Below are 15,545 nucleotides of genomic sequence, written 5' to 3' on the forward strand. Positions count from 1 at the left end.
GATCGGCAATGCGCATGGTTTTTGCTCGAAAGCTGGCGGCGGCGTCCAGTCAGGGCGTGGCGGAGCTTGGCGACCTGCCGGAATGGAATCTGGCCGATCTCTATTCGGGCATGGAAGCGCCCGAGTTGAAGCGCGACATCGCCAAGGCCGCCGCCGATGCCATCGCCTTCGAGAGCCGTTGGAAAGGCACGCTCGCCGCCGAGGCCGGGCGTGGCAGCGCCGGCAGGCTGGGCGAGGCGCTCCAGGCCTATGAAGCGCTGGAGGAGCTGATCGGCCGGATCGTCTCCTATGCCGGGCTTGTCTATGCCGGCAACACGTCGGATCCGCAGCGCGCCAAGCTCTATGGCGACATCCAGGAAAAGATGACCGATGCCAGCGCGCACCTGCTGTTTTTCGCGCTCGAGCTGAACCTCATCGACGATGGCGCGATCGAAAACGCACTCGCCGCCGATCCGGCCTTCGCCCACTACCGGCCCTGGGTGCTCGATCTGCGCAAGGACAAGCCATATCAGCTCGAAGACCGCATCGAGCAACTCTTCCACGAAAAGTCGATCACCGGGCGCGGGGCCTGGAACCGCCTGTTCGACGAGACGATGACCGATTTGCGCTTCGGCCTCGACGGCGAGGAGTTGACGCTTGAGCCGGCGCTCAATCGCCTGCAGGACGCCGACGGCGAGGTGCGCCGCCGGGCGTCCGAAGCGCTGGCCGCAACTTTCCGCAAGAATTTGCGCGTCTTCACGCTGATTACCAACACGCTGGCCAAGGACAAGGAGATCTCCGACCGCTGGCGGGGCTTCGAGGACATTGCCGATTCCCGCCATCTCGCCAACCGCGTCGAACGCAGCGTGGTGGACGCACTCGCCGCGGCGGTTCGCGACGCCTATCCGCGCCTGTCGCATCGCTATTATGCGATGAAGGCGCGCTGGCTCGGCATGGACGTGATGAACCATTGGGACCGAAACGCGCCCCTGCCGGAGACCCCGCAGGCGGTCATCGGCTGGGACGAGGCCAAGAACACCGTGCTTTCCGCCTATCAGCGCTTTTCACCCGACATGGCGGAGATCGCCAGAACTTTCTTCGACCGCAACTGGATCGATGCACCGGTGAGACCCGGCAAGTCGCCTGGTGCCTTCGCCCATCCGACCGTGCCTTCGGCGCATCCTTATGTGTTGCTCAACTACATGGGCAAGCCGCGCGACGTGATGACGCTGGCGCACGAGCTCGGCCACGGCGTGCACCAGGTGCTGGCCGGCGGCCAGGGCGCCCTGATGGCGTCGACGCCGCTGACGCTGGCCGAAACCGCATCGGTGTTCGGCGAAATGCTGACCTTTCGCTCGTTGCTCGAGCAGACCACCGACAAGCGCGAACGCAAGGCCATGCTCGCCCAGAAGGTCGAGGACATGATCAACACGGTCGTGCGCCAGGTCGCCTTCTACGAGTTCGAGCGCAAGGTGCATGCCGAGCGCAAGAGCGGCGAATTGACCTCCGACAAGCTCGGCCAATTCTGGCTGGAAGTGCAGGCGGAAAGCCTCGGGCCGGCGATCAAGCTACGCGAGGGGTACGAGGTTTTCTGGACCTATATCCCGCACTTCATCCACTCGCCTTTCTACGTCTATGCCTATGCATTCGGCGATTGCCTGGTGAACTCGCTCTACGCGGTCTACCAGAACGCCGAGCGCGGCTTTCAGGAGAAATATTTTGCCATGCTGCGCGCCGGCGGCACCAAGCATCATTCCGAGCTTCTGGCGCCGTTCGGCCTTGACGCGGCGGACCCTGCCTTCTGGCAGATCGGGCTTGGTGTGATCAGCGGACTGATCGACGAGCTGGAAGCACTGGACAAGTGATGCGCAACACTGGGTGATGCGCAACACCGGGTGACCGGGTTTTCCAGAACAGTTTAGCTGCAATGCATATTGACGATGGTTCTATTCTTGTCTTGGATATTTGTTCTTAAATAACTTTCCATGGAAGTTTTCCGTTAGATTCCCGTAAGCTGTATGATAGCGTCCGCCCTCAAGCTCAGCCGGGCACGAATGGATCCGGTCGGAAAGTCCCGACCGGTCATGGCGCGTCGGCGGATGCGACAACGGTTGTTGGCCAGGGGCAAACCGGTCGCCGACAGCTCGATCGAAGCCGGCTGTTCTGCAAATTGCGGAACCACCATCGAATGGTCCTTCGCCGAGGTCATGGCTCCACAGGCCAGGGCGGACGGATCGGACTGGAGAGAGAAAGACAATGGGCACTTTTTTCTACATGCTCCTGGCGTTCCTGGTAGGTGTGTTGGTTGGCTGGTTCATTTGGGGACGCCTGCGTGGCGAACTCGACAGTTTGCGCGGCGATCTCGACCGCACGCGCAGCGAACGTGACAGATTGCGGGCCGATAGCGACCGCCTGACCGGTGAGTTGGATGAATGCGGCCGCGCCCGCGCCGACCTCGAGCGGCGGCTGGGCGAGGCGCCGGCCGCCAAGGCGCCAACCGCGAAGGCGGCAACAGCCAAGGCGCCAGCCGCCAAGGCCGGCGCAACCAAGGCGGCGATGCAGGCACCGTCAACCCTGATGTCGACATCCGCGCCGGCCAAACCGGCGCCGAAGAAATCTGCAACGGCCAAGGCTGCGACCGCGCCACGCGCAAGTGCGGCGAAAACGGCGACGCCGAAGCCGGCTGCATCGAAAGCGAGCGCCGCACCAAGACTGCGCCAGCGGCAAAAAAGACTGCGCCAGCGGCAAGCAAGGCTGCGCCGGCGGCAAAGAAAGCCGCGACCGGCAACGCAACGACCGCAGCGGCGGGCAAAGCCAACGATCTGCGTCGCCTGATCGGCATCGGCCCGACCAACGAGCGGCTGCTCAAAGGGCTTGGGGTCACGACCTATGCCCAGATCGCCGCCTGGACGCCCGACGATGTCAGGCGGATCGAGGCGACGTTGAATTTCGACGGCCGCATCGAACGTGAACGCTGGATCGAGCAGGCGAAACTGCTTGCCGCCGGCGACGAAAAGGAATTTGCGCGCCGCTTCCCGACCGCGGGGGAAGCCAGCAACACCTGATCCATCGCAAGGCGGCATTTGGAACAAGGCGGCGCTCTCGGGCGCCGCTTTTGTTTTTGCCCCGCCGCGCCTTTGCGTCTTGAGACGCCGTTCCCTCGATTGCGCACGGTCGAGCCCCCATATAGATCGATCGCTGGTGACCGCAGCATCCGAGCCTTATGTCCCTGCCCCTGCCCTTTGCAATTTTCCGGAACGACGAGACCGCGCGTCAGCTCGTTTTCGACCGGCCGGCCGAGATCATCTCGGCGCATGGCGAGGCGGACTTCCTGCCGGCGCTTGAAGCCGCGCAGGCTGCACATGATGGCGGCAAATGGCTGGCCGGCTATTTCTCCTACGAGGCCGGCTACCTGCTCGAGCCCAAGCTCGTTCCGCTGCTGCCAGCCGGCCGCCGCGCCCGGCTTTTCTGCCTCGGCGTGTTCGACCCGCCGGTCGAAGAGACCGTCGCGCCAGGCGATCTGCCGGCTAGCAACGGCCCAATCTTCGACCCCAAGGCAGCCTGGTCCTCGGACGACTACGCCAAACGCTTTGCCAGGCTGCATGACCACATCCGCAAGGGCGACTGCTACCAGGGCAATCTGACCTTTCCGGTCCACGCGCAATGGTCGGGCGATCCGCTGGACGCCTTCAACGCGCTGACCGAACGCCAGCCGGTGAAGTATGGGGCGCTGGTCGCGCTTGGCGATCCGATCGTCTTGTCGCGTTCGCCGGAACTGTTCTTCGAGGTCGACGCGGAAGGCATGATCGAGACGCATCCGATGAAAGGCACTGCGCCGCGCGGCGCCACCAAGGCGGAGGACGATCGCCTGAAAGCGTTCTTGCGCAACGACGAGAAGAACCAGGCCGAGAACCGGATGATCGTCGATCTCCTGCGCAACGATATCTCACTGATCAGCGAGGTTGGCACGCTCGATGTGCCGGAGCTTTTCCGCATCGAGAGCTACCCGACGGTCCACCAGATGGTGAGCCGCGTGCGGGCGAAACTTTTGCCCGGCCTCGCCATCCGCCAGATTTTCGCCGCGCTGTTCCCCTGCGGTTCGATCACCGGCGCGCCGAAGATCCGTGCCATGGAGATCCTGCGCGAGCTGGAAGGTGGCCCGCGCGATGTCTATTGCGGCGCCATAGGCTGGATCGCCCCCGGCGGCCGGATGCGCTTTTCGGTGGCGATCCGCACCATCTCGCTCTTTGCCAATGGCGAGGCAGTCTACAATGTCGGCGGTGGCGTCGTCTTCGATTCGACAGCCGAAGAGGAGTACCAGGAGTGTCTGCTGAAAGCCCGTTTCGCGACGGGAACACTGCCGATCTCGAACTGATCGAAACAATGCGCTGGGAACCCGGCTCGGGTTTCCTCCGTTTCGACCGCCATCTCGCGCGGCTTTACGGCTCGGCAGACGAACTCGGCTTCGGCTGCGGCCCGCAACGGGTCGGTGAAGCGCTGATGAATGCGGTCGGCCGCCAGCACATTGCGTTGCGCACTCGCCTCGTCCTGTCGCGCAAGGGCGATGTAGCGGTTTCGGTGCAGCCCTACGCGCCGCTCGCCGCAGACAAGGTCTGGACCGTGCAGCTGGCGCGCGTGCGGCTTGATTCGAGCGATATGCTGCTGCGCCACAAGACCAGCCGCCGACAAATCTATACGCGCGCCCGCGCCGAATATCTCGCCGGCCGGGCCGACGAGGTGCTGCTCGCCAATGAGCGCGGCGAAATCTGCGAGGGCACGATCACCAATGTCTTTGCCGAATTCGGCGACGGCGTGCTGGCCACGCCGCGGCTCGATTGCGGCCTGCTGCCTGGCGTCCTGCGCGGCGAACTGCTGGATCAAGGCCGCGCCCGCGAAGCAATCTACACATGGAGCGAACTGAAATCGGCCAAGGCGCTGTTCGTCGGCAACTCGCTGCGCGGATTGATCCCGGCGCGGCTGGGCTGAAGCATCGGGAGACAACAATGTTCGTGGTTTCGCTGAAGTATACGGTGCCGCTGACCGAGATCGACAGCCTGCAGCAAGCGCATGTCGAGTGGCTGAAGGCCTGTTATGCGGAAGGCATTTTTGTCGCCTCCGGGCCGAAGCGGCCGAGGACCGGCGGCATCATCATCGCGCGCGGTCCACGCGACGTGCTCGATGCCAGACTGGCGGACGATCCCTTCGCCAAGGCAGGCGCCGCCGATTACGAAATCACCGAATTCACGGCGAGAATGGCCGCCGCCGCACTGGAAGCCTACAAAGAAGCATGAGTTTCCGCCCACCGACCCACACACCCTATGACGGCTCGTCGAAACTGTTCACCATCGGGCTGAAGCCGCTCGATCTAGATAGATGGATCGAGATCGACGAATATCTGCTGCCCTATCTTGCCGAGAAACGCCGGCTTTATGCCGAAATTCCAGACAAGGTTTTTGTCGAGGAGCAAGCCACACGCGACGCCCAACGCGAAGTGCTCGATCTGCTCGGTGCGCATCTGGCGGCGAACTTTCCTGGGACCCACAGGCGTACCGACAACGGGATCGTGGTGATCGGCGGCACCGACAGTCTTGTAGGCTCAGGCACCGCAGCTTCTTTCAGCGATGCGCCGCTTGTCGCGGCCTCGTTGCTCGTCCAGGAGGATTTGATCCTGATGCGCCGCGACGAGAGCGGCTGGCGTCTGGCGGCCGGCTCGCTCTGCTTCCCCTCGTCATGGTCGCTGACCGAAAAATTCGGCAAGCCGCTGCAGCAGATCCACGCGCCGGTACCGGGTTTCGGTCCAGGCACACGCCCGGCCGATCTCATCAACCGCATGTTCGACGGCCTCCAGGGCCAAGCCGTCGAGCGCTACAACTGGTCGATCCAGGCGGGCGACGCGCTCTACCATCCGCTCTCCAATGTCGAACGCATCGACCGCGCCAGCAGTCGCCCGTCGAGATTCCCGGACGGTGACATCGACGCCCATGCCTTTATCCGCGTCGAGCGGCAGACGCTGAGAAAACTCCCCGTTTCGGGCGACGTACTCTTCACCATCCGCATCCATCTCGACCCGCTCGCCGTGCTGGAGCGCCACCGCGACCGTGCGGCGCTCGCAGCGTCCTTGGCCGAACAACTTCTGGCGCTGGACGAGGCCCAGCTCGACTACAAGGGGATGACCGCCGATCGTGACCGGCTGGTCGCGTGGCTTAGGGCGCTGGCGCTGTCCTAGAGCAGTTCATCGTTTCACGGAAACGCCGAACCGCTCCACCTCTTTGTTCTTGCGCAATTCCGGACGGAAAACCGTCTCACACTTTTCCCGGAATTGCCCTAAATCGCAGCCAGGCCCAGCAGCAGGATCGCCGACATCGCGGTAAAGACGGTGACGTTGACATCCCACCGCCAGCCCGCCGGTCCAAACGGCGGCCGGAACGGCGGGTAGCCGTTCTCGTCATACAGCACGCCACCATAGATCGACCGCGAGAGCATGGCCGCGAAGAATGCCCCATACATGGCCGCGGCCAATCCGCCGGCGAGATAGAGCCGCTCGGCTTCGAGTTGCCCCTTGATCCAGATGAGTCCGAGGGCAATCAGCGCCACCCCGGTATAGCTCAGCACCTGCCAGACGACGTGAAACCGGGCATGGGGAGTCCACAGTGGATTGGTGGCGTGGGTGGCGTTCAAGTCGGCTTTGATCGTCGCTACACCGTAACCCACGGTCGCGACGCTCAGCAGAATTCGAGCAAGCAGATGACTGTCATAAGCGAGTTCCATCGCATTTTCCTCCCCTCACGCCGGAACGGCTTGAATGGCGCCCTGAGCACAGAAGAGCTGCCCATCGGCCAGCCGCGCATAATTATGGACGATCCGGTTCTCGTGATCCTGCAACTGCACAATGAAGTTGCCGCTCTGCTCCGTCCAACTCGCGAGCACGAGATTCGGACGCACGCTGGTCAGGCCGACCTTGACCACCTCGTCGATTTCAGTGGTCCCGATCGACGCCTGGATATGCAATTCCTGCGGCGAAAGAAACGTCAGCCGCGGTACGAAGGGGCCGAAAACGCAGTCGAAAGTCTTGCCTACGAGCGAGGCTGGAAAAGCATCGGTTTCTGCCATCATCCTCTCCTTGGGCATTGGCCGCTGCGACCATGCCATGTGACGATTCTCGGTGTCTCAGTCGCAGAAACACCCTCAGTATATGCTCTTGGAGCGCTCCAAGGAGCACGATCCCCCTATTTTGGTTTTGAGTCAATAAAATTCTTGGAGCGCTCCAAAAAATGGTCTACCTCAGGGAAAACGAGTGAATCGCCAATGCCCACCCTAGCCGATGTCGGCAAGGCTGCCGGAGTTTCCCGGGGGACTGTCTCCAACGTCTTCAACCGGCCGGAGCTGGTCAGGCCCGAATTGCGCGAGCGCGTCGAAGCGGCCGCGCGAGCGCTCGGGTTTGGCGGCCCCGATCCGAAAGGACGATTGCTGCGGGACGGCAAGTTCAATGCCATCGGGTTCATGCCGCCTGGCGCCTACGCCATCTCCGAAGTGATGAGAAGCCCATACGGCCGCGAGCTGGTGCTCGGCGTTTCGCTCGCCTGCGACGAGGCTGGAACGACGCTCAGCCTTGTAAACGGCACCGACAACACGCGCTTCGCCAGCATCCGCGATGCCCTGGTTGACGGCTTTATCCTTGGTCACAGCGCCGACATTGGTCTCATAATTTCGGTCCAGAGACGCCGTCTGCCCTTCGTCATTCTCGAAAGCGACGCAGGTCCCGACATCAATTCGATAAAGATCGACGGCAGGAGTGGCGCGGTTGCTGCCGTCCGGCACTTGACCGGGCTGGGGCACCGGCATTTTGCCATCCTTTCGGTGCGCCGGTCTCCCGGCCCGCCGATTGTCCACATGCCCGGAAAGGCAACGCGCCCGCTTCTGGCCGGCTTCCCGCTCGACGATGAAAGGCTCGACGGTTTCAAACAGGGTTTGGCGGAGGCAAATTTGTCGATCGACGATGTCCCGATCATCGAGACAATCCCAGGCGAGCCATCTGCCGGATCAGTGGTGTTCGACAGGGCGCCTGAAGCAACCGCGATCCTGACCATGTCGGACTGGCAGGCGATCACGATACTCGACGAGGCGGTTCGTCGCGGCATAGACGTGCCGGGCCACGTGTCGGTCGTCGGCTTCGATGGCACCGCTGAATCCGCACGCACCACGCCTCCGATGACCACTGTCGCACAAGACGTGATCGGAAAAGGCCGGCTTGCCGCCCGAATGGTCCTTGACAATGAAGCCCCCCGCCAAGTCGTTCTGCCGGTAGAACTGGTGGTTCGAGCCTCCACAGCCGCGCCGAGGACAAAAACCCGCTGAAACGGGCGGATGCGCCATCCGCACCAGGGGCGGCGCTCGCCGCGTCTTTTCGCTGAGCAGCCTCAGGTGCGGGACGAGGCACAACTTGACTATAAGGGCCTGACAGCCGACCGTGACTGCTGGCGCAAGACAGCTGTAACTCGCGGCTTGGGGGAAAAATGATCCAGCATCTTAGCAGGCCGGTCACGTTAATGGCCGCGATCCTGGTACTGTCGACAGCAGCCGAGGCGGAGCCGGTGACTTATGCCGGCAAGCTTGGAAAGAGCGATATCGTCGTCGAATTCACCGGCGACCCCGCCGCGCCCGGCGGCCCGCTGGCCGGCCGCTATTTCTACCGCTCGAAGGGCGTCGACATCCCGCTGCAGGCCCGGTCTCAAAAGGGCAGCAAGTTCGAACTGGCCGAGGAGGAGGCATGCGGCGCCGACAATTGCGATGACGGAAAGGCTGCGCCGATTGCCGCCGTCTGGCGCCTGGCCTCATCCAGTAACGGCAAAACCCTTGAAGGCAGCTGGAACGGAAAGAGCGCGCTGCCGCTCAGATTGGAACGGGTCGCAAGTCGGCAGGTGACCGAGAACGAGCCCAGCAGCCCGCTCGATCTCTACGATTTCAGCTTCATGAAGTTCTTCGGCAATGACACGCCGCTCACCATGGAAACGTCCCCTTATGACTATCTACGGGTGGACACTCAGCTCGATAACGGCAAGACGACTGGTTGGCCGGACGCAACCTACCGCTATGTCGTCGACCCCCGCACCAAATTTGCCACGCCGCGCATTGTCGAACTGTCCGGCGACGTTCCAATCGAGGCCGCGAACGCTCTGCTGCAAGACAGGCACTGGCGCGCCAACATCGGCGCACTGGGCTGCGTGGCGGCGCAATATGCCGGTTTCAACGAAGGCGGGCCGATTGACGGTGTGAACGGCGGCACACTCGGCGGCTATGAGGACAGCACATTCGAAGTGACCTCGCTGACTCCGCGGCTGATGAGCTGGCGGGAGTCCGGCAGCATCTTCTGCGGCGGAGCGCATCCGACCAACTATTCGGACGCCTACATCATGGATGTGCGGCGCGGCGTCCTGCTCGGCCTTCAGGACATTTTCTTGGATACGATAGATGGCAAGCCCGGTCCTTCCCTCGCCTCCTTCGTCAAGCAGCGGCGCAAGAAACCGAGCGATCAGACCGATATTGATCACGAAGCCGAATGCGGCATCGACGATCTGATCGACGAAAATTTGGCTGCCAGCCTCTGGCGCGAGGGCGACAAGCAGGTTCTGGTGTTCGGGCTCCAGACCCTGCCGCATGCCATCCAGGCCTGCGCCGACGATCTGCTGGAACTGCCGGTCTCCGAGGCACGTGCCCTCTTCAAGCCGGAGTTTGCAAGTCTGGTCGAGCCGTAGCCGGGATGGCGCGGCGTAACGCCGGCCGTCCGATTTTCGCTTTATTGTGACAATGATCTATGGTTTGTCGCGCCGCGGCCAAGCCGCTGTTCCGAAGCGTTTTTTGAGGGAGTAATCGATAAATGGCGAATGAAAACTGGCCCGTTTACGGTGAGATCACCGGCCCTGTGGTGATGATCGGCTTCGGCTCGATCGGACGGGGAACGCTGCCGCTGATCGAGCGCCATTTCAAATTCGACAAGTCGCGCATGACGGTCATCGACCCGCGCAACACCGACCGCAAATTGCTCGACGAGCGCGGCATCACCTTCATGCAGGACGGGGTGACCAAGAAGAACTACAAGAAGCTGCTGACACCGCTTTTGACCAATGGCGGCGGCCAGGGCTTTTGCGTCAACCTGTCGGTCGACACTTCCTCGCTCGAACTCATGAAGCTCTGCCGCAAGCTTGGCGTCCTCTATATCGACACGGTGGTCGAGCCCTGGCTCGGCTTTTATTTCGACGAAAAGGCCGACAATGCCTCACGCACCAACTATGCGCTGCGCGAGACGGTGCGTACTGAAATCGCGAAGAACCCAGGCGGCACCACGGCGATCTCGTGCTGCGGCGCCAATCCGGGCATGGTCTCGTGGTTCGTCAAGCAGGCGCTGGTCAACCTCGCCACAGATCTTGGCCTCGATTTCTCGGAGCCCGCGCAGCACGATCGCGAAGGCTGGGCCAGGCTGATGAAGAAAGCCGGCGTCAAGGGCATCCATATCGCCGAGCGCGACACCCAGCGCACCAAGAAACCCAAGCCGATGAACGTGTTCTGGAACACCTGGTCGGTCGAAGGCTTCATTTCGGAAGGCCTGCAGCCGGCCGAGCTCGGTTGGGGCACGCATGAGACGTGGATGCCGAAGAACGCCAAAAAACACAAGAACGGCTCGAAGGCCGCGATCTTTCTGGAGCAGCCCGGCGCCAACACGCGCGTGCGCACATGGTGCCCGACGCCCGGTCAGCAATACGGCTTCCTGGTGACGCATAATGAGGCGATTTCAATTGCCGATTTCTTCACCTTGCGCGGCAAGAAGGGCAAGGTGCAGTACCGGCCGACCTGCCATTACGCCTATCATCCCTGCAACGACGCCGTGCTGTCACTGCACGAGATGTTCGGTGCCGCCGGCGAGGCTCAGCCCGTGCATCACGTGCTCGACGAAAACGAACTGGTCGATGGCATCGACGAACTCGGCGTGCTGCTCTACGGTCACGCCAAGAACGCCTACTGGTACGGCTCGCAGTTGTCGCTGGCCGAGGCGCGCAAGCTGGCGCCCTACCAGAACGCCACCGGCATGCAGGTCACGTCGGCGGTGCTGGCCGGCATGGTTTGGGCGCTGGAAAATCCCGAGGCCGGCATCGTCGAAGCCGACGAGATGGATTACAAGCGCTGCCTCGACGTGCAGAACCCATATCTCGGGCCGGTCAGGAGCTATTATACCGACTGGACACCGCTCGACAATCGACCTGGTCTGTTTTCCGAGGACCTCGACACCAAAGACCCGTGGCAATTCCGCAACATCCTCGTTCGATAGCAGCGTTGCGTCGACACTCCGCCAGCTTGCAATCGCCCGGAAATCGGGCGATTGAAGAGGAGCGGCCTAGAGCGACGTGCGTCCATTTGGACGCACAAAGTACGCTCTAGCACTTTGAATGTGAGCATCGTGCTTTCCGAAAATCGGATCGATTTTCGGGCCGATGCGAGAGGAGAGGATTTTGAAGATGACGATCGCGCAAAGACTGCTTTCGGCTGGCATTGCCGCGGCCGCTACGGTCGCGTTGGCGGCCTGCACCACAACCGGCCCAGGCGAGCCGCCGGTGATCACGGCCAAAGGGGTTGAAGGCTCCTGGATCGACGCGCAGGGCACGGGCTTGTCCACCTTCAAGGGCGGCAGCTTCGCGACCGTCGCAACCGACACCGGCCAGAAGCTTGCCGATGGCAGCTACACCATGACCGGCGGCACCTCGGTCGAGATCCATGGCACTTCGCTGATCCGCCAGACGCCGATCAGCTTCAACTGCCTGATGGTCTCCACAAGCCAGCTCAATTGCACCAGCGCGAGCGGGCAGAATTTTGTGCTGACCAGGCGCACCTGAAATCCGATTCCGAATTGACTTTGCAAAAGGGCGGCGGCTTGAAGCCGCCGCTTTTTACGCCGGCAAAGCCTTTTTACGCCGGCAAAGCTGATGCCGATTTCCGCTTGCATCGACTGAAACGCGATGTGAACATGGCCCGAGAGGGCTGTTACATCCCAGTCAAACAAGAGCTTTAAACGCGTCTGCGCATGACCCCGAAAATCGGAGTCGATTTTCGGAAAGGATCATGCGCAAAATAAAATTGGTACTTTGCGCGTCCCAAATGACGCGCGGCGCTGTACTCAAGTTATCCGGGAGACGAGAATGAAGAAGATCGCTGCCATCGCCGCGCTGTCGGCATCGGCGCTTGGCCTGTCGGCAGGCGTATCCTTTGCCGACTACACGCTGAACATCCTGCACATCAACGACTGGCACAGCCGCATCGAGAGCAACAACAAGTATGAATCGACCTGCTCGGCCGAGGAGGAGACCAAGGGCGAATGCGTCGGCGGCGCCGGCCGCCTGGTCACCGCGATCGCGCAGGAGCGCAAGAAGCTGCAAGGCCAGAACGTGCTGCTGCTCAGCGCCGGCGACAATTTCCAGGGCTCGCTCTTCTACACGACCTACAAGGGCAAGACCGAAGGCGAATTCCTCAACCAGATGAAATTCGATGCCGAGGTGGTCGGCAACCATGAGTTCGACGATGGCGAGTCGGCGCTGGCGCCGTTCCTCGACATGATCCAGTTTCCGGTGCTCGGCGCCAATGTGAAGGCCAATGCGCAATCCAAGCTCGGCGACCGCGTCAAGCCGTCGATCGTGGTCGAGGTCGGCGGCCAGAAGATCGGCATCGTCGGCGCGGTCACCAACGACACGCCGGAGCTTGCCACGCCTGGCCCGAACATCGCCATCGAGGACGACGTCAAGTCGATCACCGCCGAGGTCGAGAAACTGAAGCGAGAGGGCGTCAACAAGATCATCGCGGTCACCCATATCGGCTACAAGCGAGAACGCGACGTGATCGCCAAGATCCCGGGCGTCGACGTGGTGGTCGGCGGCCACAGCCACTCGCTGCTGTCCAACACCGACCCCAAGGCGGAAGGCCCTTATCCGACGATGGTCGACAATCCGGACGGCTACAAAGTGCCGGTCGTGCAGGCGGCGTCCTATTCGAAATATCTCGGCGAGTTCAAGGTCGTCTTCGACGACAATGGCGTCGTCGAAGAGGCAAGCGGCGATCCCATTCATCTCGACAAATCGATCACGCCCGACCCCGCCGTGCTTGCCCGCATCAAGGAACTCGGCGCCCCGATCGAGGCTTTGAAGAACAAGGAAGTCGCCGAGACCACCAAGGCGATCGACGGCAGCCGCGAAAACTGCCGCGCCCGCGAATGCGAGATGGGCAATCTGGTCTCCGACGCCGTCCTCGACCGGGTCAAGGGCCAAGGTGTCGAGATCGTCATCTCGAATGGCGGCGGCTTGCGCGCCTCGATCGACCAAGGCACCGTCACCATGGGCGAGGTTCTCACTGTGCTGCCGTTTCAGAACACGCTGGCGACCTTCCAGATCACCGGCAAGGATCTGGTTGCCGGCCTGGAAAGCGGCCTCAGCCAGGTCGAGGACGGCGCCGGGCGCTTCCCGCAGGTTGCCGGCCTGAAATATGCGTTCGACAAATCGGCGCCGCCTAATGGACGCGTCAAATCGGTCGAGGTCATGGAAGGCGGCGCCTGGACGCCGATCAAACCGGACAAGGACTATCTGGTCGCCACCAACAACTATGTCCGCCAGGGCGGTGACGGCTACAAGGTATTCGCCGAGAAGGCCAAGAACGCCTATGATTACGGCCCGGGGCTGGAACAGGTCGTCGCCGATTACCTCGGCGCGCACCGGCCCTATACGCCGAAGCTCGACGGCCGCATCACCGAGATCGCCGCGACCGGAGCCCCGGCCGCGGAACCAGCCAACCCGGCCGAACCGCCAAAACCTGCTGAGGCAGCGCCGATAAAGCCTGCTGAGCCGGCAATGCCCGAAATGCCGGCCGGTTCCGGCGACATTTCCAAAACACCACCGGCCGTCCCGGCTGAAACCGCGCCGGCGGCCCCCGCACCCGCCGAGCCGGCCCAGCCGGCGGCACCTGCGGCTCCGGCCACACCGGCTCCGGCCACCCCTGCTCCGGCTGTACCGGCCAAACCGGCCGAGACGGCGCCTGCCCCGAGTCAGCCGGCCCCGAGTGAACCGGCCCCAAGTGAGCCGGCAAAACCTGCCGAGCCCGCCAAGCCGGCTGAGCCGGCACCGGCCGAAAGCAGCCATGTAATCGTCGCCGGCGATACCTATTGGGATCTCGCGGTGAAGGCCTATGGCGACGGCACCAAATGGAAAATGATCTTCGATGCCAACAAAGCCTACGAGCCACGCCGGCTGCCGGTCGGCGCAACCTTGACTATCCCGGCGGCCTCGAAGTAATCCGGCCGCAGGAACGCAATGCACCCGCCCGGCAAACCGGGCGGGTGCTGCATTTCTGGGATAAGGTGCGGCCAGACGCTGCATTTGAAAACCGGCGCGGCATCGCTACCTTCGCCGCGGCACCGCTGGTTTCGCGGTGTTGGAGAACCCCATGACGCTTGCCAACCCTGCTGAAAGCAAAGCCGAAACGACCGCCGGCGCGCTCCCGGCAGGACACCCTCCGGTCGGGACAGGCAAGATCGGTGTCATGCTGATCAATCTCGGCACCCCGGACGGCACCGACTTCAAGCCGATGTGGCGCTATCTCAGGGAATTCCTGTCCGATCCGCGCGTCATCCAACTCAACAAGGCGGTCTGGTATCCGATCCTCTACGGCCTGGTCCTCACCACCCGGCCGAAGAAGTCGGGCGCCAACTATGCCAGGATATGGAACCGGGAGCGCAACGAGTCGCCGCTGCGCACCTATACCCGTGCCCAGTCCGAGAAACTCGGGCTTGCGCTCGGCGATTTATCCCATGTGATCGTCGATTGGGCGATGCGCTACGGCAACCCTTCGACCGAGAGCGTGGCCAACAGACTGGTCGAGCAAGGCTGCGACCGCATCCTGTCTTTCCCGCTCTATCCGCAATATTCGGCGACGACGACTGCGACCGCCAACGACCAGTTGTTTCGCGCGCTGATGAAGATGCGCCGCGCCCCGGCCATTCGCAGCGTGCCCCCCTATTACAACGAGCCGGCCTATATCGAGGGGCTCGCCCGTTCGATCGAAGGGCATCTGGCGAGCCTCGACTTCGATCCGGAAATCGTCATCGCCTCCTATCACGGTATTCCGAAATCCTACTCCGACAAGGGCGATCCCTACCAGGCGCATTGCCTGGAGACGACGCGGCTGCTGCGCGAAAAGCTCGGCTGGGATGAGAACAAGCTGATTACCACCTTCCAGTCGCGCTTCGGCGCGCAGGAATGGCTGCAGCCCTACACCGACAAGACGGTCGAAAGACTGGGACGCGAAGGCGTGAAATCGATCGCCATCGTCAATCCGGGCTTTTCCGTCGACTGCATCGAGACGCTGGACGAGATCGGCAGGGAAGCGGCCGAGACCTTCCACCATGCCGGCGGCGAAAAGTTCGCACACATCCCTTGCCTCAACGACAGTGCAGAGGGCATGGCGGTGATCGAGGCAATGGTGCGGCGCGAGCTGTCCGGCTGGGCCTGAATGGATCCCGCAGTCCATGCACCCGCAAT

Annotated in this window: 14 protein-coding genes; 12 read left to right on the forward strand and 2 right to left on the reverse strand. The window is 62.5% G+C overall.

Annotated elements, in window-relative coordinates; translation table 11 throughout:
• Positions 1-8 precede the first annotated feature (8 nt).
• From NKH71_RS05965 to NKH71_RS05990, 6 genes are all read left to right on the forward strand, one after another.
• The gene (locus tag NKH71_RS05965) at positions 9-1,844 is read left to right on the forward strand and encodes a M3 family oligoendopeptidase (protein ID WP_352481949.1); all 1,836 of its coding nucleotides are present in this window, start codon (positions 9-11) and stop codon (positions 1,842-1,844) included.
• A 567-nt stretch (positions 1,845-2,411) separates the two neighbouring features.
• A complete protein-coding gene (locus NKH71_RS05970; RefSeq protein ID WP_502900339.1) occupies positions 2,412-3,044 on the forward strand; it encodes a helix-hairpin-helix domain-containing protein in 633 nt (210 codons plus the stop codon).
• A 158-nt stretch (positions 3,045-3,202) separates the two neighbouring features.
• On the forward strand, positions 3,203-4,354 hold the full coding sequence (locus NKH71_RS05975) for an aminodeoxychorismate synthase component I (protein ID WP_352894645.1): 1,152 nt from the start codon (positions 3,203-3,205) through the stop codon (positions 4,352-4,354).
• Positions 4,303-4,965, forward strand: a complete 663-nt coding sequence (locus tag NKH71_RS05980; protein WP_352894646.1) for an aminotransferase class IV family protein — start codon at positions 4,303-4,305, stop codon at positions 4,963-4,965. The genes NKH71_RS05975 and NKH71_RS05980 overlap by 52 nt, the downstream gene beginning before the upstream one ends.
• Positions 4,966-4,982: 17 nt before the next feature.
• Positions 4,983-5,270, forward strand: coding sequence for a YciI family protein (locus NKH71_RS05985; protein ID WP_023720190.1), 288 nt, complete (start codon positions 4,983-4,985; stop codon positions 5,268-5,270).
• Complete coding sequence (locus NKH71_RS05990; protein ID WP_352894648.1) at positions 5,267-6,205, forward strand: heme-dependent oxidative N-demethylase family protein; 939 nt, start codon at positions 5,267-5,269, stop codon at positions 6,203-6,205. The genes NKH71_RS05985 and NKH71_RS05990 overlap by 4 nt, the downstream gene beginning before the upstream one ends.
• A 98-nt stretch (positions 6,206-6,303) precedes the next feature.
• On the opposite strand, the gene NKH71_RS05995 is transcribed toward NKH71_RS05990, so the two are convergent.
• Positions 6,304-6,747, reverse strand: coding sequence for a DUF6640 family protein (locus NKH71_RS05995; protein WP_352481944.1), 444 nt, complete (start codon positions 6,745-6,747; stop codon positions 6,304-6,306).
• Positions 6,748-6,762: 15 nt separating this feature from the next.
• On the reverse strand, positions 6,763-7,089 hold the full coding sequence (locus NKH71_RS06000) for a MoaF-related domain-containing protein (RefSeq protein ID WP_156948115.1): 327 nt from the start codon (positions 7,087-7,089) through the stop codon (positions 6,763-6,765).
• A gap of 195 nt (positions 7,090-7,284) precedes the next feature.
• On the opposite strand from NKH71_RS06000, the gene NKH71_RS06005 reads away from it, so the two are divergent.
• The 6 genes from NKH71_RS06005 to hemH all read left to right on the forward strand — a co-directional run bounded on the left by NKH71_RS06005 (position 7,285) and on the right by hemH (position 15,516).
• The gene (locus NKH71_RS06005; protein WP_352894650.1) at positions 7,285-8,334 is read left to right on the forward strand and encodes a LacI family DNA-binding transcriptional regulator; all 1,050 of its coding nucleotides are present in this window, start codon (positions 7,285-7,287) and stop codon (positions 8,332-8,334) included.
• A 158-nt stretch (positions 8,335-8,492) separates the two neighbouring features.
• Positions 8,493-9,731 carry a hypothetical protein gene (locus NKH71_RS06010; protein ID WP_352481941.1) on the forward strand — a complete coding sequence of 413 codons (1,239 nt, stop codon included), beginning with the start codon at positions 8,493-8,495 and terminating at the stop codon, positions 9,729-9,731.
• 122 nt (positions 9,732-9,853) lie between these two features.
• Entirely contained in the window at positions 9,854-11,299 is a 1,446-nt protein-coding gene (locus NKH71_RS06015) for a homospermidine synthase (protein WP_352857393.1), read from the forward strand.
• Between the two features lie 187 nt (positions 11,300-11,486).
• A complete protein-coding gene (omp10, locus tag NKH71_RS06020) occupies positions 11,487-11,861 on the forward strand; it encodes an outer membrane lipoprotein Omp10 (RefSeq protein WP_023720183.1) in 375 nt (124 codons plus the stop codon).
• 303 nt (positions 11,862-12,164) lie between these two features.
• Positions 12,165-14,300, forward strand: coding sequence for a 5'-nucleotidase C-terminal domain-containing protein (locus tag NKH71_RS06025; RefSeq protein ID WP_352481938.1), 2,136 nt, complete (start codon positions 12,165-12,167; stop codon positions 14,298-14,300).
• A gap of 151 nt (positions 14,301-14,451) precedes the next feature.
• Positions 14,452-15,516, forward strand: coding sequence for a ferrochelatase (hemH, locus tag NKH71_RS06030; protein WP_352481936.1), 1,065 nt, complete (start codon positions 14,452-14,454; stop codon positions 15,514-15,516).
• Positions 15,517-15,545 lie beyond the last annotated feature (29 nt).

Origin of the sequence: Mesorhizobium sp. M0983 (assembly GCF_040318975.1) — a bacterium.
Taxonomy (GTDB): Bacteria; Pseudomonadota; Alphaproteobacteria; order Rhizobiales; family Rhizobiaceae; genus Mesorhizobium.